At 72.8% G+C, this 16,931-nt stretch carries 17 protein-coding genes; 7 read left to right on the top strand and 10 right to left on the bottom strand.

All coding sequences use genetic code 11. The features are described 5' to 3' along the window. Nucleotides 1-67: 67 nt before the first annotated feature. Nucleotides 68-964, bottom strand: coding sequence for a non-homologous end-joining DNA ligase (gene ligD, locus IH09_RS26720; protein ID WP_052860031.1), 897 nt, complete (start codon nucleotides 962-964; stop codon nucleotides 68-70). A gap of 30 nt (nucleotides 965-994) precedes the next feature. Between ligD and ku the strand changes: the two genes are divergently transcribed. Then, a complete protein-coding gene (gene ku / locus IH09_RS26725) occupies nucleotides 995-2,248 on the top strand; it encodes a non-homologous end joining protein Ku (RefSeq protein WP_052860032.1) in 1,254 nt (417 codons plus the stop codon). Nucleotides 2,249-2,397: 149 nt separating this feature from the next. Here ku and IH09_RS26730 read toward each other — a convergent pair whose 3' ends face one another. Next, entirely contained in the window at nucleotides 2,398-2,637 is a 240-nt protein-coding gene (locus IH09_RS26730; RefSeq protein ID WP_052860033.1) for a hypothetical protein, read from the bottom strand. A 173-nt stretch (nucleotides 2,638-2,810) separates the two neighbouring features. Then, entirely contained in the window at nucleotides 2,811-3,263 is a 453-nt protein-coding gene (locus tag IH09_RS26735) for a hypothetical protein (protein ID WP_052860034.1), read from the bottom strand. A gap of 541 nt (nucleotides 3,264-3,804) precedes the next feature. On the opposite strand from IH09_RS26735, the gene IH09_RS26740 reads away from it, so the two are divergent. After that, complete coding sequence (locus tag IH09_RS26740; RefSeq protein WP_052860035.1) at nucleotides 3,805-4,179, top strand: RNA-binding S4 domain-containing protein; 375 nt, start codon at nucleotides 3,805-3,807, stop codon at nucleotides 4,177-4,179. 26 nt (nucleotides 4,180-4,205) lie between these two features. Here the strand turns inward: IH09_RS26740 and IH09_RS26745 are convergent, their stop codons facing one another. After that, on the bottom strand, nucleotides 4,206-4,625 hold the full coding sequence (locus tag IH09_RS26745) for a YchJ family metal-binding protein (RefSeq protein WP_052860036.1): 420 nt from the start codon (nucleotides 4,623-4,625) through the stop codon (nucleotides 4,206-4,208). Between the two features lie 194 nt (nucleotides 4,626-4,819). Here IH09_RS26745 and IH09_RS26750 point away from each other — a divergent pair, with 194 nt between their 5' ends. Continuing rightward, nucleotides 4,820-5,014 carry a hypothetical protein gene (locus tag IH09_RS26750; protein WP_052860069.1) on the top strand — a complete coding sequence of 65 codons (195 nt, stop codon included), beginning with the start codon at nucleotides 4,820-4,822 and terminating at the stop codon, nucleotides 5,012-5,014. 129 nt (nucleotides 5,015-5,143) lie between these two features. After that, a complete protein-coding gene (locus tag IH09_RS26755) occupies nucleotides 5,144-6,847 on the top strand; it encodes a P-loop NTPase family protein (RefSeq protein ID WP_052860037.1) in 1,704 nt (567 codons plus the stop codon). Between the two features lie 30 nt (nucleotides 6,848-6,877). Here IH09_RS26755 and IH09_RS26760 read toward each other — a convergent pair whose 3' ends face one another. Continuing rightward, nucleotides 6,878-8,383 carry an SCO1417 family MocR-like transcription factor gene (locus IH09_RS26760; RefSeq protein ID WP_052860038.1) on the bottom strand — a complete coding sequence of 502 codons (1,506 nt, stop codon included), beginning with the start codon at nucleotides 8,381-8,383 and terminating at the stop codon, nucleotides 6,878-6,880. Between the two features lie 209 nt (nucleotides 8,384-8,592). Here IH09_RS26760 and yczE point away from each other — a divergent pair, with 209 nt between their 5' ends. From yczE to IH09_RS26775, 3 genes are all read left to right on the top strand, one after another. Further along, entirely contained in the window at nucleotides 8,593-9,183 is a 591-nt protein-coding gene (gene yczE, locus IH09_RS26765; protein ID WP_240150374.1) for a membrane protein YczE, read from the top strand. Further along, entirely contained in the window at nucleotides 9,180-9,980 is an 801-nt protein-coding gene (locus IH09_RS26770) for a glycerophosphodiester phosphodiesterase family protein (protein WP_052860040.1), read from the top strand. Before yczE ends, IH09_RS26770 begins: the two co-directional genes overlap by 4 nt. A gap of 371 nt (nucleotides 9,981-10,351) precedes the next feature. Beyond that, complete coding sequence (locus tag IH09_RS26775) at nucleotides 10,352-10,729, top strand: RNA polymerase-binding protein RbpA (protein ID WP_026170122.1); 378 nt, start codon at nucleotides 10,352-10,354, stop codon at nucleotides 10,727-10,729. 153 nt (nucleotides 10,730-10,882) lie between these two features. Here the strand turns inward: IH09_RS26775 and fxsA are convergent, their stop codons facing one another. The 5 genes from fxsA to IH09_RS26800 all read right to left on the bottom strand — a co-directional run bounded on the left by fxsA (nucleotide 10,883) and on the right by IH09_RS26800 (nucleotide 16,860). After that, nucleotides 10,883-11,455 (bottom strand): FxsA family membrane protein, encoded by a 573-nt coding sequence (fxsA, locus tag IH09_RS26780; protein WP_052860041.1) that lies wholly within the window; start codon nucleotides 11,453-11,455, stop codon nucleotides 10,883-10,885. A gap of 204 nt (nucleotides 11,456-11,659) precedes the next feature. Next, complete coding sequence (locus IH09_RS26785) at nucleotides 11,660-12,418, bottom strand: polyprenol monophosphomannose synthase (RefSeq protein WP_052860042.1); 759 nt, start codon at nucleotides 12,416-12,418, stop codon at nucleotides 11,660-11,662. Nucleotides 12,419-12,427: 9 nt separating this feature from the next. Beyond that, entirely contained in the window at nucleotides 12,428-14,209 is a 1,782-nt protein-coding gene (lnt, locus tag IH09_RS26790; RefSeq protein WP_052860043.1) for an apolipoprotein N-acyltransferase, read from the bottom strand. Nucleotides 14,210-14,723: 514 nt separating this feature from the next. After that, nucleotides 14,724-16,364, bottom strand: a complete 1,641-nt coding sequence (locus tag IH09_RS26795; protein WP_052860044.1) for an amidohydrolase — start codon at nucleotides 16,362-16,364, stop codon at nucleotides 14,724-14,726. A gap of 55 nt (nucleotides 16,365-16,419) precedes the next feature. Then, the gene (locus tag IH09_RS26800; RefSeq protein ID WP_052860045.1) at nucleotides 16,420-16,860 is read right to left on the bottom strand and encodes an Lrp/AsnC family transcriptional regulator; all 441 of its coding nucleotides are present in this window, start codon (nucleotides 16,858-16,860) and stop codon (nucleotides 16,420-16,422) included. Nucleotides 16,861-16,931 lie beyond the last annotated feature (71 nt).

A 16,931-nucleotide genomic window follows, 5' to 3' on the forward strand; every position in this document is an offset into this window, starting at 1 on the left:
AGCGGGATCCGGCGGCGACGCCGCGGTCCCCGTCTGCTGCCGAGGGGACCAGAGCGGCATCTGGCGGTCACCCGGGGGCCGTCGGGACCGGGCGGGCCCGGTGGGGGTCGAGGAGCGGGCCGAGCAGGTCGCCGTGGCGTTCCCGGCGGGCGGCGATATCGCTGAAGAGGAAGGAGAGTTGCGCCGGTTCGGTGCAGGCGGCGATCTCGTCCCAGGTGACGGGGGTGGAGACGGTGGGGGTGGCGCGGGCGCGCAGGGTGTAGGCGGCCGCGGTGGTCTTGGCGGCGGAGTTCTGGGAGAAGTCGAGGAAGACCTTGCCGGGGCGCAGCGCCTTGGCCATCTTGTGGACGACGAGGTCGGGGAGGGCCGCCGCGGCCGCCACGGCGAGCGATCTCGCGTACGCGGTGGTCCGTTCGGCGGACGCGGGCTCGATGGGCACGATGAGGTGCAGGCCCTTGGAGCCGCTGGTCTTGGCGTAGGCGTCGAGGCCGTCGGCCGCCATCCGGTCGCGCAGCCACCCGGCGGCGGCGCAGCATTCCACAATGGTGGCCGGTGCGCCGGGGTCCAGGTCGAGGACGAGGCGGTCGGCAACGCCGGGCGCGTTCCTGGTCCATTGGGGGGTGTGCAGTTCGACGACCAGGTTGGCGGCCCAGACCAGCGAGGCGAGGTCCTGGAGGAGGACCTGCCGGCTGGATGCGGCGCTCGTACCGGGTACCTCGCAGGTCTTCACCCAGGCGGGCGTGCCGGGCGGCACGTTCTTGGTGAAGAACCGGGGGCCGTCCGGTCCGTCGGGGAAGCGCAGGAAGGAGACCGGCCGGTCGTGGAGGTGCGGGAGGAGCAGGGCCGCGGTGGTGGTGCAGTAGTGCAGCACCTCGCCCTTGGTGGTGCCGGTCGCGGGATACAGGACCTTGTCCAGGTTGGTCAGCGCGAGGCGCCGCCCCTCCACGACGGTGATCGGCGACATACGATGAGAATCCCACACAAGGGACGAACTATGCGCTCCGTATGGAATGGGTCGATATCGTTTGGCCTGGTCAGCATCCCGGTGAAGACCTACAGCGCCACCGACCGCACCTCTTCGGTCTCCTTCGTCCGCATCCACGATAAGGACGGCGGCCGGATCCGCTACCGGAAGTTCTGCGAGCTGGACGGGGAGGAAGTCCCGAACGAGGAGATCGGCAAGGGCTACCCGGCGTCGGACGACGCCATCGTGCCGATCACCGACGACGATCTGTCCCGGCTGCCGCTGCCGACCGCGCGCACGCTGACGATCCTGTCGTTCGTCGACCCCGGCGAGATCGATCCGCTCCAGCTGGACAAGTCCTACTACCTGGGGCCCGACGGCCTCGCCGCGGCCAAGCCGTACACCCTGTTGCGGGAGGCCCTGGAGCACCACGAGAAGGTCGCGATCGGCAAGGTGGCGATGCACGGCCGGGAGACCCTCGCCATGCTGCGGGCGCACGACGGGGCGATCGTGATGCACGCTCTGTTGTGGCCGGACCAGATCCGGCCGACGAAGGGCGTCGTGCCCGGCGACGTGGAGATCCGTCCCAACGAGCTGACGCTCGCCGAAGTGCTGATGGATTCGCTCGGGGAACTGGATCCCGCCGAGCTGCACGACGACTATCGCGAGGCCGTCGAGCAGCTGGTCGCCGCGAAGGTGGCGGGCGGCGAGCCCGGCGTCCCCGAGGCGGGGGCCGCCTCCGGGGCCAAGGTCATCGACCTGATGGCCGCGCTGGAGAACAGCGTGCGGGCGGCGAAGGAGGGGCGCGGGGAGTACGTCGGGGCGGCGGGGTCCGGGGCGGATTCGCCACCGGCGTCCGTCACTCCGATCCGGGGGCGGAAGACCGCCAGAACGACAAAGACGGTGCAGACGGCGAAGACCGCGAAGCGGAGCGCGGCACCGGCCGCCGCCGGGAAGAGCGGCACCCGGAAGACCACCGTACGGAAGGCGACGACAGCGGAGTCCGGTCCGTCCGGGACATCCGGACCGTCCGGGAAAGCCGCCGGCGCCACCACGAAGACCGCGACCGCGAAGAAGTCCACCGCCACCTCCGACACCTCCCCCGGCACCACCCGAACGTCCGCGGCGAAGAGGACCACCGGGAGTGCGGCGGGGAAAGCAGCCGGGAAGAGCACCGCGAGGACCACCGCGAAAAACACGGCGAAGACCGCGCAGACCGCGACGGCAGCGAAGACCGCGAAGAAGTCCCCCGCGAAGCCGGCGAAGAAGCGGGCGTCGGCATAGGGCCGGCCGGTCCGGCGGATCCGAATGGCCCCGCCCCACCCGGCTCCCCCACACGGCCGGCCCGCCCTGTCGTCAGCGCGGCACCGGCGGCGCAACCGTTATCCCATGTTGCCGAGCTTCCTACGCAGGTCAGAGCACGTCCGCGACTTTCAGGGACGTTTGGCAAGTAGCGAGGCCACATGGCTGTGTTGCTCGCGGCTTTCGCCCGTGTCGCGGAAGTTGTGCATGGTGGGGTCGCTGTTGATGGCCAGGGCCTGGTGGATCGCGCCGAGGACGGTGGCGGGCAGGGCGTCGGGCCAGTCGTCGGGTTCGACGAGGTGGTGCTGTCCGGCGGACCAGACGGTGGCCAGGAGCGAGACGGCGGTGCGCTGGTGGAGGTGTTCGCCCACCCGCCCTGGCGGTTCGACGAGGAGCGCAGCCTCTCTCGTGGCTCAGGCCTCCGTCACGGCGGGCCTGCTTGCGACCGTGAGCTGAAGAAGGAGAGGCGGCTGGCCCGGGTCGCCGACAAACAGTGAGGAGTGCGGCGCGGGCCGCCGTGATCAGCCCGCGCCGCACGATCACTTCAGCACGGCCGGATCGAGTAGATGGGATCCCAGGTGGCCGTGCCCACCTGCTTGGCCGTGGAGGTCCAGCGGACACTGCCGTCCTGGTTGAAGAATTTGGCGACGGTGCCGGGGGTCTGGTTGTTGTTGAATTCCCCGTTGCCGGTCCAGTTCTGCGCTTGCCAGGTCTGGCACTTGTAGAGGTCGAATTTCGTGCCCCGGACGAGCATGCACAGATGGCCTTCCTGGCAGTCCAGGGTGATTTTGTCCTTTCCCGTCGGGCGGGTGACGGTGAGGCCGTCGTAATCAACGCGGTCGGCGGTGACGTGCCGGACGCGTGAATGCCCCGGCAGGAGGGCATCGGCCTGCCGCTGGAGGCCGTTCTCTGCTGGGCTGGCTTGTGCGGTGATGGTGGCTCCGGCGGCCATGGCCGTGGCCGCGACGAGTATTGCTACCCGCTTTCCGATCTTCATGTGTTTCCCCCAGTCAATTCCGGTGTCTTCGCAGGATCCTTACCGACGCGACCCCGAGCCGGAAGGTGGTTTCCTGCCGAGCCGCCGCCCTTGGGGTGCGTGGTCGGGAAGGCTTCCCTCGTTCACCAGGAACCCCTCAGAGATCACAGCGTTCGAACTCCACGACGATCAGCTTTCGCTTTTTCGATTTCTTCTGAGAAATAGCGGGCATAATCCGCTCGACTCCCGACGCTTTATGGCGCGACCCGGGGCGGATTGTGGCTTGGTTGCGTGCAGCCCTCCCGCCGCCTGGTCGTTGCCCCCGCCCAGGGCGTGACGTAGAGCCGTCATGCCCGGTACGGGGTGGATTCGTGACGGCTCGACGTCATGCTGTCTGCCGGGATCGGTGTGGTGAGGCGTCGCGCGGCGCGGGATCGGCCCGAGCGTTGGACGGGGTCGCGCCGCTGCCCGGCCCTGGCCATGGTCGGACGACCGCAGACCGGGCAGGACCCCCCGAAGTCCCGCCCGCCGCTCACCCCCCGCCTGGATCTAGAGTCGTGGCATGGCTTCAGACGAGGGGAACACCCGCATCGACAGCTGGATCTGGTCCGTGCGGCTCACCAAGACGCGTTCACTGGCCGCCGCGGCCTGCCGGGCGGGGCACGTACGCGTCAACGGGGAGCGGGTGAAGGCGGCCTATACGGTGCGCACCGGCGACGAGGTGCGGCTGCGGCAGGCCGGCCTGGAGCGGATCGTGGTCGTCTCGCGGCTGGTGCGCAAGCGGGTGGGCGCGGCCGTCGCCGCCGAGTGCTTCGTCGACAACAGCCCGCCGCCCCCGCCGCGCGAGGAGGCCCCGGTCATGGCGCACCGCGACCGCGGGGCCGGTCGTCCCACCAAGCGCGACCGCCGGGAGATCGAGCAGCTGCGCGGCCGCTGACCGGGTTCCGTCCCGGCTCTCGGCTGCTACGCGGGCGGCAGCGCGTCCAGGTAGACCCACAGGCCGTTCTCGCGGACGAAACGGCTGTGCTCGTACTGGCTGTCGGCCTGGCCGTGCAGCGTGTAGTGGGCGCGGAATTCGACGGTGCCCTCGGTGTGGAAGGCGCTGCCGCCCGTGGTGCCGAGGATCTCCAGTCCGGTCCACCGCTGCGCGGGTTCGAGGTCCAGTCCGCCGGGCCGGGTCGTCGGGTGCCAGGTGCGCAGCAGATATCCGGTGTCGGCGACGACGAAGGCGCTGTAGCGCGAGCGCATCAGCCGCTCCGCGGTCGGGGCGGCGGTCCGCCCCTGATGGCAGCCTCCGCAGCAATCGCGGTAGGGCTCACCGCTTCCGCAGCGGCAGGGGGTGGTGGGGGTGACGGCCGGTCGGCGCGGTTTGTTCTTCGACACCCCACGATTGTGCCGGGTCGGCGGGAGGGCCGGCGCCCCGCCCGGCGGGGGCCCGGTGCGGTTACCTTCCCCTCGCTGCCATTTGGGCGTTTTCAACGATAAATCACCCATTTGCGGCTTTTGGTGGCTTGATACTTGCTGTGAGGCTGGAAGGACTCATGGTGACCGTCCCCACCACCCAGGAGAGAACCCTCATGATTCTGTCCATCTCCGGCGTCGTCCTGCTCGGTGTCATCGTCTTCCTGTTCTTCCGCAAAGACGGCCTCAAGCTGTCCCACGCCCTGGTCTGCGCGCTGTTCGGCTTCTACCTCGCGGGCTCGGCCATCGCGCCGAGCATCAAGGCGGGCGGCGCGAGCCTGGCGAGCCTGCTCGGAGGTCTCAAGATTTAGCGCGGCGCCCCGAGTCACGCCCGACCGGGCCGCGCCATGTCCCGTCCGGGCCGCTCCGTGTGCAGCACGCCCCCGGCTCGTATCCCACCGGGCCGCTCACGTCCACAGCACGAGCGACAGGAGACAGATGTGGCCCGGCGCCCCCTGCCCCGCATCCTGACCAACAGCGCGTCGATCGCCCGCAGCCGCGAATTCGCGCGCACCGCCGCCGACAGCGCCACCGACGTGTTCCACCCGCTGATCGCCATCAGCCGTGGACTGCGCCGGCTGGCCGTGGTCGGCCGGGGGCGCTGGTCCGCGACGCCCAAGGAGCGCCGGAGCCCACTGCTGTTCCTCGTCGCCGCGGGTGTGCTGGCCGTGGCGCTGGTGCCGTACGGGCCACTGCTCGCGCTCATCGTGGTGACGGGGGCGGCGGCCTGGACGGGGCGGGACCGCGCGCCGGCCCGGACCGGTCCCGGCGAGGCGGAGTCGGAGCGGTTGCAGGCCCTCTACGAGGCGCTGGTTCCGTACTTCTCCGCCGAGGGTGACCCCCACCCCCTCTACACCCATGACGGCGACTGGGAGCGGGCGTTCACCGAGTACCGCTTCGACGACAGCGGCCGCCTCGTCCGTCTCCGGCTGAAGTACCCGGCGTATTTCACCGACGGCGAGGCCCCGTCCCGGGCCCGCGTCGAGCAGGTGCTGCACACCAGGTCCGGCCGCGGCCGGGAGTACCACTTCGCCTGGGACGAGGAGGCCGGGCAGCTGGTGCTGACCGTTCTGGGGGCGCTGCCCACCGATATCGCCGCGCAGCCTTTCGTGACCGCACCGGGTGAGACGGTGCTCGGATTCACCGGTCCCGGCTCCGTACCGCGGACCCTGCCGGTCGCCGACGAGGCGGGGACGCGGGATGTGCCGCCGGTGGTCTGGCGTACCGGCGGGCGGTCCACCGAGCCGCATCTGCTCGCGCTCGGGCAACCGGGGAGCGGGACCACGACGCTGCTGCGTTCGATCGCCCTCCAGGCGCTGCACCACGGAGATGTGCTGATCATCGACGGCAGCGGCACCGGCGAGTTCGCCGTACTGGCCGGGCGCCGCGGCGTGCTCGGGGTGGAGAGCGGGCTCTCGGGGGTGCTGGCGACGCTGGAGTGGGCGTCGCACGAGACCGAGCGCCGGCTGATCGCGGCGAACCGCGCCCGGCAGGCCGGCCGGGCCGCGCCCGACGACACCCGGCGGCCGCTGTGGATCCTCGCGGACCGCCCGACGACGCTGACGCAGCTCGCGGCCGCGGAGGGCCGGGACGATCCGCAGCGGCTGCTCCAGGTGCCGTTGCGGTACGGCCGGGCGGCCGGTGTGACGGTGGTCGTGGCCGATCAGTTCCAGAGTGCCGAGCTGCTGAGCGATCCCGTACGGGCGCACACCCGGGCGCGGGTCGTGCTCGGGTGCGCCGCTCCGGAGGAGGTACGGGCGGTGCTCGGGGCGCCGCCGCGCACCACGGCGCCGGCGCAGATGCCGGCGGGGCGCGGGTACGCACGGCTGGGGACCGGTGAGGTCCTGCGGCTCCAGGTGCCCGCCACCCCCGACCCGTTCGACGAGGCGACGGGCGAGGCGCACCGGCAGGCCGTCCTGGCGCTGCTGCCGGAGCACCCGGTTCCGGCCGACGGGGCGGCGCCGGGCAGGCCGGTGACCTTCGCCAAGGGCGCGCCCGCCCCGGAGCGGGACGGCGCCGCCGGTGATGCGACGGTCCCGGCCGGGCCGGTCGGCGCGACCACGGCCGTGCCGTCCCTCAAGGCCGCAGGGCCCACCGGATCCGTCGCGGTCAACGGGTCGGAGGCCGCCCGCGCGGAGGGCTGAGCGCCGGGGCCGGGACCCGCGGGCCCCGTGTCAGGCCACGAACGGCGTCCGCAGCTCGGCCTCGACCGGGGTGCCGGTCGCGACCAGGCGCGCGGCGCCGGCCAGTCGGGCGACGGCCTCGTCGGCGACCGCTCCGGCGACCGTGAACGGCAGCCGCACAAAGCCTTCGAACGCGCCGTCGACGCCGAACCGCGGACCGGAGGGGACGCGCACCCCGAGCCGCTCCCCCGCCTCGGCGATACGGGACCCGGAGAGGCCGCCGGTACGGACCCAGAGGGTGAGCCCGCCGTGCGGGACGGTGAACTCCCAGTCGGGCAGGCGCCGTTGCAGGGCGCCGACGATCGCGTCGCGGTTCTCGCGGGCCTCGCGGCGGCGGATCTCGATGGCCTGCTCCCAGCCGCCGGTCCCCAGGAGCGAGGCGATGGCGAGCTGTTCGAGCACCGGTGAGCCGAGGTCGGAGTAGGCACGGGCGGCGACCAGACTGCGGATGATGTCGGGCGCGGCGCGCACCCAGCCGATCCGCATCCCGGCCCAGAACGCCTTGCTGGCCGAGCCGACGGTGATCACGGAGCTGCCCGCGGGGTCGAACGCGCAGACCGGGCGCGGCGGTTCGGGGTCCTCGTCCAGTCGGAGCTCGGCCATGGTCTCGTCGACGACGAGCAGGGTGCCGGCCGACCGCGCGGCGTCGACCAGGCGGCGGCGCTGGTCCTCGGTGGCGAGGCTCCCGGTGGGGTTGTGGAAGTCGGCGACGACGTACGCCATGCGGGGTGCCGCGTCGCGCATGACCTGGCGCCAGGCGGGGATGTCCCAGCCGGTCAGCCGCTCGGCGAGGGCGACCGGGACGAGCCGGGCACCGGCGTCCCGCATCAGCTGGAGGATGTTGGCGTAGGACGGGGAGTCGACGGCCACCCGCTCGCCGGGGCTCGTGCACAGACGGCAGATCGCGGCCACGGCGCCCATCGCCCCCGTGGTCACCATGATCTGTTCGGGCATGGTGGGTATGCCGCGGGCCGTGTAGCGGTCGGCGAGGGCCTGGCGCAGGACGGGCAGGCCGGCCGGGTAGTCGCCGTGGGCGTGGGCGTAGAGCGGAAGGTCTGCCATGGCGCCCTGGACGGCGCGGGTCAGCCAGGGTTCGGGGGCCGGGAGGGCGGCGCAGCCGAGGTCGATCATGGAGCCCGCGGCCTCCGGCGGCAGCGGTTCCAGGCCGCGGGTGGGCAGCGGATTGCCGGCCGGGACCGCGGTCCAGCTGCCGGAACCGCGCCGGGATTCCAGGAACCCTTCGGCGCGCAGCGCTTCGTAGGCGGCGGCGACGGTGGTGCGGCTGACCGCGTGGGCGGCGGCCAGTTCGCGTTCGGCGGGCAGCCGGGCGGCGACCGGCACCCGGCCCTCCAGGACGAGGCGGCGCACCCCGTCGGCGAGACTGCGGTAGGCGGGCAGCCGGCGGCCGCCGCCCGGGGGTTCGGCGTCCCGGGGGTCCTGTGAGCGGAGCAGCCGGGCCAGTTGGGTCGCCCCCACCGCTGAAGTCCACTGGGCCATGACGATCAGTCCACCTTCCCCAAATTGGCTCTTCTCCCGGAGCCCGGACGCGCCACATGGTGACACGCATCAGTCCAATCCTGCCATGAGGGGGAAGAATCGTGTCCAGCACCGGAGAATCCGGCACCACGGCGACCGGCACGCCACGAGCACGGCTGCCGCGCCGGATCGTCCAGCTCTACCTGGGGCTGGTGCTCTACGGCGTGAGCATGGGGCTGATGCTGCGCGCCGGGCTCGGCCTGGAGCCGTGGAGCGTGCTGAACCAGGGCCTCGCCCGGCACACAGGTCTGTCGATCGGCACGGTCACCATCGTGTCCGGCGCACTGATCCTGCTGCTGTGGATCCCGCTGCGGCAGCGACCCGGGCTGGGGACGGTGTCGAACGTGGTGCTCCTCGGCCTGGTGATGGACGGGACGCTGGCGCTGGTCCCCGATATCGGCTCCCTCGCGATCCGTATCCCGCTGCTGGTGGGCGCCGTGGTCCTCAACGGCGCGGCGACCGGGCTCTACATCTCGGCGCACTTCGGCCCCGGTCCCCGGGACGGGCTGATGACCGGGCTGCACCGGCTCACCGGCCGGCCCGTGCGGCTGGTGCGGACCGGTATCGAGGTGACGGTGGTTGCGGCCGGCTTCCTGCTCGGCGGTTCGGTGGGCGTGGGCACGGTGCTCTACGCGCTGTCCATCGGGCCGCTGGCGCAGTTCTTCCTCCGCCGCTTCGCGATCGAGGGCCTGCCGGCGCAGCCGTCGCGGGTGGTGGCCCGCGGTGCGGCGCGGCAGGCGCGCGCGATACTTCCCGAGTGACCCGAGCCCTCCGCATACGCCACCCCTATCTCGACCATCCCGCCCCGCTCCCGTTCGCCCACCGGGGCGGGGCGGCGGACGGCCTGGAGAACACCGCGGCCGCCTTCCGGCAGGCGGTGGCGCTCGGCTACCGCTATCTGGAGACCGATGTGCACACCACATCGGACGGCAGGCTGGTCGCCTTTCACGACGCCACGCTCGACCGGGTCACCGACGCCCGCGGCGAGATCGGCGCGCTGCCGTGGCGGACGGTGCGCCGGGCCAGGGTCGCCGGCCAGGAGCCGCTGCCGCTCTTCGAGGAACTGCTGGAGGAGTTCCCGCGGGCTCGCTGGAACGTCGATCTCAAGGCCGAGGCCGCGTTGCCACCCCTGCTGGACCTGCTGCGCAGGACCGGCGCCTGGGACCGGGTGTGCGTGGGGTCGTTCTCGGAGGCCCGGGTGGCGCGGGCGCAGCACCTGGCCGGTCCGCGGCTGGCGACGTCGCTGGGGACCCGGGGCGTGGCGGGTCTGCGGCTGCGTTCGTACGGGCGTGGGGCGCTGCCGCTGGACCGGCTGCTGGGCCTGGCGGTGCGGCGCAGCGCGGTGTGTGTGCAGGTCCCCGAGCGGCAGTCCGGTATCCCCGTCGTCGATCCGCTGTTCCTGCGGGCCGCGCACGCCCTCGGGATGCAGGTCCACGTCTGGACGGTCAATGACGCCGGCCGGATGGCGGCGCTGCTGGATCTCGGGGTGGACGGCATCATGACCGATCACATCGAGACACTGCGGACGGTGCTGACCGCGCGGGGCCGCTGGGTCTGAGCGCCGGCGGCCGTCCGGCGTCGAGAGCGGCGCGGCCGGTACGGGCGGGGCCCGGGGCGGACGTCCAGGGCCCGTCGGCCGCGGTGGCGGGGGCTCCCGTTCCGGACCAAATTTAGGCTTGGGGCGCGCGGGCCGGTAGTGTACGCCTTTGGCTCACCAGACGGACCGTTACTGCGCGCTCAGGTATGAGATGCGTTGGGTGACATCTCCTACCAGATGTGACAAATCGGGCGCCGGTGGGTAAAAAAGGGGCGGCACGACGGGCGACGCATGTCCCGATTACGGGAATCTTCACCGCCGACCGGACGTTGACCGGATGACGACGACAGCGACACCTGTCCTGTGGGCGACAAGCCCGGGAGGCACGATTCATGAGTGAGCGAGCTCTCCGCGGCACGCGACTCGTGGTGACCAGCTACGAGACCGACCGCGGCATCGACCTGGCCCCGCGCCAGGCGGTGGAGTACGCATGCCAGAACGGACATCGATTTGAGATGCCGTTCTCGGTTGAGGCCGAGATTCCGCCGGAGTGGGAGTGCAAGGTATGTGGCGCGCCTTCACTCCTGGTGGATGGCGACGGCCCCGAGGAGAAGAAGGGTAAGCCCGCGCGTACGCACTGGGACATGCTCATGGAGCGGCGCACCCGCGAGGAGTTGGAGGAGGTGCTGGCCGAGAGGCTGGCCGTCCTGCGCTCCGGCACCATGAACATTGCCGTGCATCCGCGCGACAGCAATCGCAAGTCCGCCTGACAAACGGACTCTGCCTCAGGCAGTACAGCAGTACAAGGGCCGGGGCCACCGCATCCGCGGTGGCCCCGGCCCTTGCTTGTCCACGGTGCTCCCGTCGGGCCGCGGCATCCGGCCCCGGTGCGCGGGGGCGGCCCCCGCGCACCGGACAGCGGTTCAGCCGGTCAGCGGCGGGTCCTGGCGGCGCGGGGCCGGCGGATCGTCGCGGCGGATGACCTCGCCCTGGACGACCTTGCCGTCCGGCTGGTGCATCCGGGCCTGCTGGAAGGCGTCACCGAGCGTGCCCGGGGCGTAGGAGGCCGGCCGGGTCAGCAGCCGCTCGACGCGGCGGAGGATCAGCTTTCCGGTCGGCGGAAAGAGGCAGAGCAGGCCCAGGACATCGGACACCAGCCCCGGGATCATCAGCAGCAGACCGCCGAGCATCGGGAGCGTGGTGCCGCCGCCCGCCGCCGCTGCCTCCCCGGGGGCCGCCGGGTCGCCGCCGGCCTGCAAGGTCTCGGTGAGGTTCCGCCAGGCGCGCCGCCCGGCCCGCTTGATCACGAACGCGCCGGCGAGCACACCCGCGACCAGCAGCAGAAAGACCGTCAGGCCGCTCGTGGCACCGGCGACCACGGTCAGCAGCCAGATCTCCAGCACCATCCAGGCGGCGACGCCCAACGGGACGAACCGGCGGGCGCGGGAGCGCCGGGGCGGGCGGGGACTCGGTGATGGCGTGGCTCCGAACGTCATGCCTCAAGTGTGCCTGGCTCCCCGCCGCACCTGCCTCGGAGGGTCGCGCGGACGATCATCTCCGGCCCGGTCGCCGCCGCACTCCCCCGCGGCGGAACGGCGCCGCCCCGCGGCGTCCGCACGAGGGCGGCGCCGCGGGGCGGCAGGGCGCGCCGGTCCGGGCGCGGTCCCGGTCTCCCGGGGACGGGAAGGGGGCGCCGCGGATCAGCGGCGGCGGATCTTGTTCACCCGGGAGCCGACACCCCAGGCCGTGACCCGCCACAGCGCCTCGGCCACGATGTCGCGGCTCATCTTGCTGTCGCCCAGTTCCCGGTCGATGAAGGTGATCGGGACCTCGACGACGTGGTACCCGGCCTGCACCGCGCGGCGGGCGAGATCGACCTGAAAGCAGTAGCCCTGGGAGGCCACCTCGTCGAGGCCGAGGCCCTCCAGGGTCTCCACGCGGAACGCGCGGAAGCCGCCCGTGACATCGCGGATCGGGACGTCCAGGAGGATGCGGGAGTACGTGCTGCCGCCGCGCGAGATGGCCTCGCGGTACTTGGGCCAGTTCACCACCCGGCCGCCGGGCACCCAGCGCGAGCCGAGCACGAGATCGGCGCCCTTGAGGGCGGTGAGCAGGCGGGGCAGTTCCTCGGGCTGGTGGGAGCCGTCGGCGTCCATCTCGACCAGCACGCCGTAGCCGTTGTCGATGCCCCACCGGAAACTCGCGAGGTAGGCGGCACCGAGCCCTTCCTTGCCCTTGCGGTGCAGGACGTGGACCTGCTCGTCGTCCGCGGAGAGTTCGTCGGCGAGCTTCCCCGTACCGTCGGGACTGTTGTCGTCCGCGACCAGTACATGCGCCTCGGGGACGGCCGACCGCACCCGCGAGACGATCGACTTGATGTTCTCCGCCTCGTTGTAGGTCGGGATGATCACCAAGGTGGTGCCGAGCGGACCGTATTGCCGCTGACCGCCGTCTGTCACTGCTGCCCCTTACTTGTCCTTCGTACGCCCGCGCCGACCGATGACTGTCGCGGCGGCGCAGGACAGAAGACCCACGATAGCGAGCGCCCACTCGGGAGCCGCACCGACGCGGTCGGCCGGCGTCGTTTCGTCGCGCAGCGGGATCCGGGCGGACACGACCCCCTGGGTGAATTCCGGGATCTGGTGGGTGACCTCGCCGTCCGGGGCGACGACGGCGCTGATGCCGCTGGTGGCGGCGGTGACCACGGCCCGGCCGTGCTCGACGGCGCGCAGCTTGGACATGGCGAGCTGCTGTTCGGGCTGGCCGGTGCGGCCGTAGGTGGCGTTGTTGGTCTGGACGACCAGGGCGCGGGCGCCCGCGCCCACGGTGTCGTGCACGATCTCGTCGTAGGCGACCTCGAAGCAGATGACGTCGCCGAGCTTGGCGGGGCCGACGTTCAGCACGCCGGTGTGGTCGCCCGGGGCGAAGTCGCGGGGCACCCGCTGGAAACGCGTGATGATCTTGCTGAGCTGCTCCCGGAAGGGCACGTACTCGCCGAACGGCACCGGGTGCTGCTTGGTGTACGAGGCACCGGGGCCCGACTTCGGGTCCCAGACGATGCCCTCGTTGAAGACATAGCCCTTCTTGGCGGAGTGGTCGACGAGGGCGCCGACGAGCACCGGGACGCCGATGGCCTTCACGGCCTCGTCGATCCGGTCGTACGCCTGCGGGTACTTGAACGGGTCGAGATCCGAGGAGTTCTCCGGCCAGATGACCAGGTCGGGCTTCTTCACCCGGCCGGCCCGCACATCGGCCGCGAGCTTCTCGGTGGCCGTGGCGTGGTTGTCGAGAATCTTCATGGGGCGGCCCAGGAAGTCCATACCGGGCTGCTGGACGTTGCCCTGGACGACGGCGATGTCGACGCTGTCGTCGGCCTCGGTCGGTACGGGAACCGCCAGGCCGACGACGGTGACGGCGGCGGCCAGCCCGAACGCCTCGATGGCCGGCACCGCCCGGCGCACCGAACCGGCACCCCGCAGCCCCCACAGGGTGGCGGCGCAGCCGGCGAGCAGCGCACCGGCCAGCGCCACGGCGAAGGTCACCAGCGGGGCGCCGCCGAGCGCGGCGAGCGGGGTGAACGGCGACCCGGTGTTGGCGAAGGCCAGCCGGCCCCAGGGGAAGCCGCCGAACGGGAGGCGGTCGCGGGCCCATTCCTGGGCGACCCACAGGCAGGCCGTCCACAGCGGCCAGCAGGGCAGCCGGGAGGTGCCGGCCAGCGCCGCGCCCAGCAGCATCATGAAGAGCGCTTCGGCGACGGAGAGGCCGATCACCGCGTCCCAGCCGACGACGTGCAGCCACTTCAGCAGGATCACGAAGAACGGCAGGCCGAGGACGAACCCGGTCCAGGCGCCCTGGCGGACGGTCCGGCCGCGGGTGAGCAGCGAGAGCGCGGCGACGGCCACGAGAGACAGCGGCCACAGGTCGTACGGCGGGAAGGCGAGCGCGAGCGCGAGGCCGGAGACGACCGCGAGCACGGTACGCACCGCCTCGCGGCGGGCGAGCGCGGCGAGCCGCCGGGCGCGGCCGGGGCGGCGTGGCGGATGCGCGGCGGCCCCGCCGCTACCGGGGGCGCCGGCGCTCCCCCCGGCGCCGTTCCCACCGTCAGGGGCCGGTCTGCCGGCGGGCGCGCCGGGACCGGCGTCCGGGGTGTCGGTCCGGTCCCCCGTGGGACCTGTACCGGCAGGCGGCACCGGGCCGTCGGGCGAGGCGCCGCTGACGGCTTCTTCGGTGGTGTCGGATCCGGCTGGCACGGTCGCGGCCTTCCTTGCAGGTCGATGGTGAGCTGACCGTACATCGGGGGGCCGCCACGGCGGATCCGGGGTACCGGGGGCACGGGCGCACCGGGCGGGCCGTGGTGCGGTGCGGATCGGGGCCCGGCGCCCTTCGGGCCGACCTGGGGCCCGCTGGCTGCGGGTCGACCGAAAGCCGTTGTCTACTGAGCATCCGGGCCCCACCCGGGTCACACCTGCCGACCGGCTGAAACCTTCCGTCGCCCCGGGCCGCTGCTGCTGGACCTGGCTCCCAGTGACGGTGTGCCGGTGTGGCCTGCCGTCCCATGGCCCAGCTGCGTTCGACGGCTGCGCGGAGGTCTCCCGATCGGGCGTCCTGTGGTGGACTCGGCAGAACCTACCGGCCGCCGACCGCCTGCTGTCAACAGGTGCTCCGCCTGCGTCGTTTTCGCGTCGTGCCAGGTCAGCGGCGAGCCTTCCCAGGTGGGGCAAGTACCTGCACGCACGCCCCGCGGCGGCACGTGCCCGTGGGAAGTCACTCGTTCGGCCGTCCGAAGACCGTGCGTCCGGCCACCACCGTGCTCAGGCACACCGGAAGGTCGTTGCCGGGGGTGAGATCGGGCAGGCCGGGGGTGCCGGAGCGGGGGTCGGTGGACCAGCGCTCGACGCGCTCGTCGGGGGCCTGGACGACCAGGTCACCGGTGCGCCAGACCGCGTAGTCGGCGGGGGCGCCGGGCACCAGGACGCCCGCGTCGTCGCGTCCGACGGCCCGCCAGCCGCCGCGGGTGTGGGCGGTGAACGCGGCGCGGGCGGAGATGCCGTGGGCGCGGGTGCGGTGGAAGACGGCGGCGCGCAGGGTGCCCCACGGGTCGAGCGGGGTGACCGGGCTGTCCGAGCCGAGGGCGAGCGGGACACCGGCCTTGAGCAGGGCGGCGTACGGGTTGAGGGTGCGGGCGCGGTCGGTACCCAGACGGGCCGCGTACATACCGCTCGCGCCGCCCCAGGCCGCGTCGAAGGCCGGCTGGACGGAGGCGGTCAGGGCGAGGTCGGCGAAGGCGGCGACGGTGCTCTCGGTGAGCATTTCGGCGTGTTCGACGCGGTGCCGGGCGGCGCGGATCCGGTCCGTGCCGACCCGCTCGGCGGCGGCGCGTACGCCGTCGACGACGCTGGTCAGGGCGGCGTCGCCGATGGCGTGGAAGCCCGCTTGCAGACCCGCCTCGGTGCAGGCCGCGACATGGGCGGCGACGGTCTCGGTGTCGAGGTAGGCGGTGCCCGTGTGGGAGGCGTCCGCGTACGGGGCGTGGAGGTGGGCGGTGTGCGAGCCGAGCGAGCCGTCGACGAAGAGGTCACCGGCCGCGCCGCGGGCTCCGAGGGCGCGGATCCGGTCGGCGCCCTTTGCGGACGTGATCGCTTCGGCCCAGTAGCCGACGACGCGCGGGCCGCGTCCCTCGGCGGCCAGGGCGAGCAGCGCGGTGAAGTCGTCCTCGCTGGAGATGTCCGGGCCCGCGCACTCGTGCAGGCTGCCGATGCCCAGGGAGGCGGCGTGGGCGAGCGTCGCGGCCTGGGCGTCGGCGCGCTGGGCCGGGGTCACCGTGGCGTACGCGGCCTGCCGCACGGCGTGGTGGGCAGCACCGGTCAGCGGTGCGTCGGGGTGCCATCCGGCCAGCTCGCGGACGCCGGGGACCTGGTCGAGCAGGGCGGTGGTGACGACCGCGGAGTGCACATCGACCCGGGTGAGGTAGAGGGGGCGGCCGCCGGTGGCCGCGTCCAGTTCGGCGCGGGAGGGCGGGCGCCCCTCGGGCCAGGCGCTGGCGTCCCAGCCGTGGCCGAGCAGGATCCGGTCCGCCGGGCGGGCGGCGGCGTACTCGCGGATCCGGGCCAGCACGCCGGGGAGCGTGGTGGCGGTGGACAGGTCCAGGCCGGTGAGGGCGAGGCCGGTCGCCGTGGTGTGCACATGTGCGTCCGTGAACGCCGGGGTGACGAGGGCGCCGTCGAGGTGGATCGTCTCGTCCACCCCGTCGGCGAAGGAATCGGCGGCGCCCTCTTCGCCGACCCAGGCGATGGCGTCGCCCTCCACGACCATGGCGGTGGCGAAGGGGTCCGCGGGGCTGTGCACCTCGCCGCCGCGCAGCAGGACGGTGCGGGGACGGGCCGGATCGGGGATGCGCTCGCTCATACCGGACAGTCTGGCCCCTGTGCGCGGGCGGGCCGCGCGCGGGGTCGGCCCCCGGTCAGATGCGCGGCGGCCGGGCCTCGTACGGGGTGGAGAGGACGACCGTGGTGCGGGTGGAGACCCCGGCGAGGCTGCGGATCCGGGTGAGCAGATGCTCCAGCTCCAGCGGGGTGGCGACCCGGACCTTGAGGATGTAGTTCTCGTCGCCGGCGACGCTGTGACACGCCTCCAGTTCGGGGACCTCGGCGAGGCGCTCGGCGATATCGTCCGGCGCGCTGGGGTCGAAGGGTTTGACCGAGATGAAGGCGGTGAGCGGCAGGCCCACGGCTTCCGGGTCGACTATGGCGGCATAGCCCCTGATGACACCGCGCTGCTCCAGGCGGCGCACGCGCTGGTGCACCGCCGAGGTGGACAGGCCGGTGGCCTTGCCCAGGTCGGTGTAGCTCATCCGCCCGTCCTTGACGAGCAGATCCACGATTTGTCGGTCCAACTCCTCCACCCGCCCAACCTACTGTGCGCGGGCGCGTATGCGCAGCGCGCGCCGGGTCGTGGAGACCCCTGCGCCCGCAG

Source organism: Streptomyces celluloflavus (assembly GCA_000720995.1).
Lineage (GTDB): Bacteria > Actinomycetota > Actinomycetes > Streptomycetales > Streptomycetaceae > Streptomyces > Streptomyces celluloflavus.

Coding starts and splice junctions, on each gene's coding strand:
- ku (WP_052860032.1), top strand. CDS start 995: ATGCGCTCCGTATGGAATGGGTCGATATCGTTTGGCCTGGTCAGCATC.
- IH09_RS26775 (WP_026170122.1), top strand. CDS start 10,352: ATGAGTGAGCGAGCTCTCCGCGGCACGCGACTCGTGGTGACCAGCTAC.
- fxsA (WP_052860041.1), bottom strand. CDS start 11,455: ATGACGTTCGGAGCCACGCCATCACCGAGTCCCCGCCCGCCCCGGCGC.
- IH09_RS26740 (WP_052860035.1), top strand. CDS start 3,805: ATGGCTTCAGACGAGGGGAACACCCGCATCGACAGCTGGATCTGGTCC.
- IH09_RS26795 (WP_052860044.1), bottom strand. CDS start 16,364: ATGAGCGAGCGCATCCCCGATCCGGCCCGTCCCCGCACCGTCCTGCTG.
- ligD (WP_052860031.1), bottom strand. CDS start 964: ATGTCGCCGATCACCGTCGTGGAGGGGCGGCGCCTCGCGCTGACCAAC.
- yczE (WP_240150374.1), top strand. CDS start 8,593: ATGGGGCTGATGCTGCGCGCCGGGCTCGGCCTGGAGCCGTGGAGCGTG.
- IH09_RS26760 (WP_052860038.1), bottom strand. CDS start 8,383: ATGGCCCAGTGGACTTCAGCGGTGGGGGCGACCCAACTGGCCCGGCTG.
- IH09_RS26735 (WP_052860034.1), bottom strand. CDS start 3,263: ATGAAGATCGGAAAGCGGGTAGCAATACTCGTCGCGGCCACGGCCATG.
- IH09_RS26750 (WP_052860069.1), top strand. CDS start 4,820: ATGATTCTGTCCATCTCCGGCGTCGTCCTGCTCGGTGTCATCGTCTTC.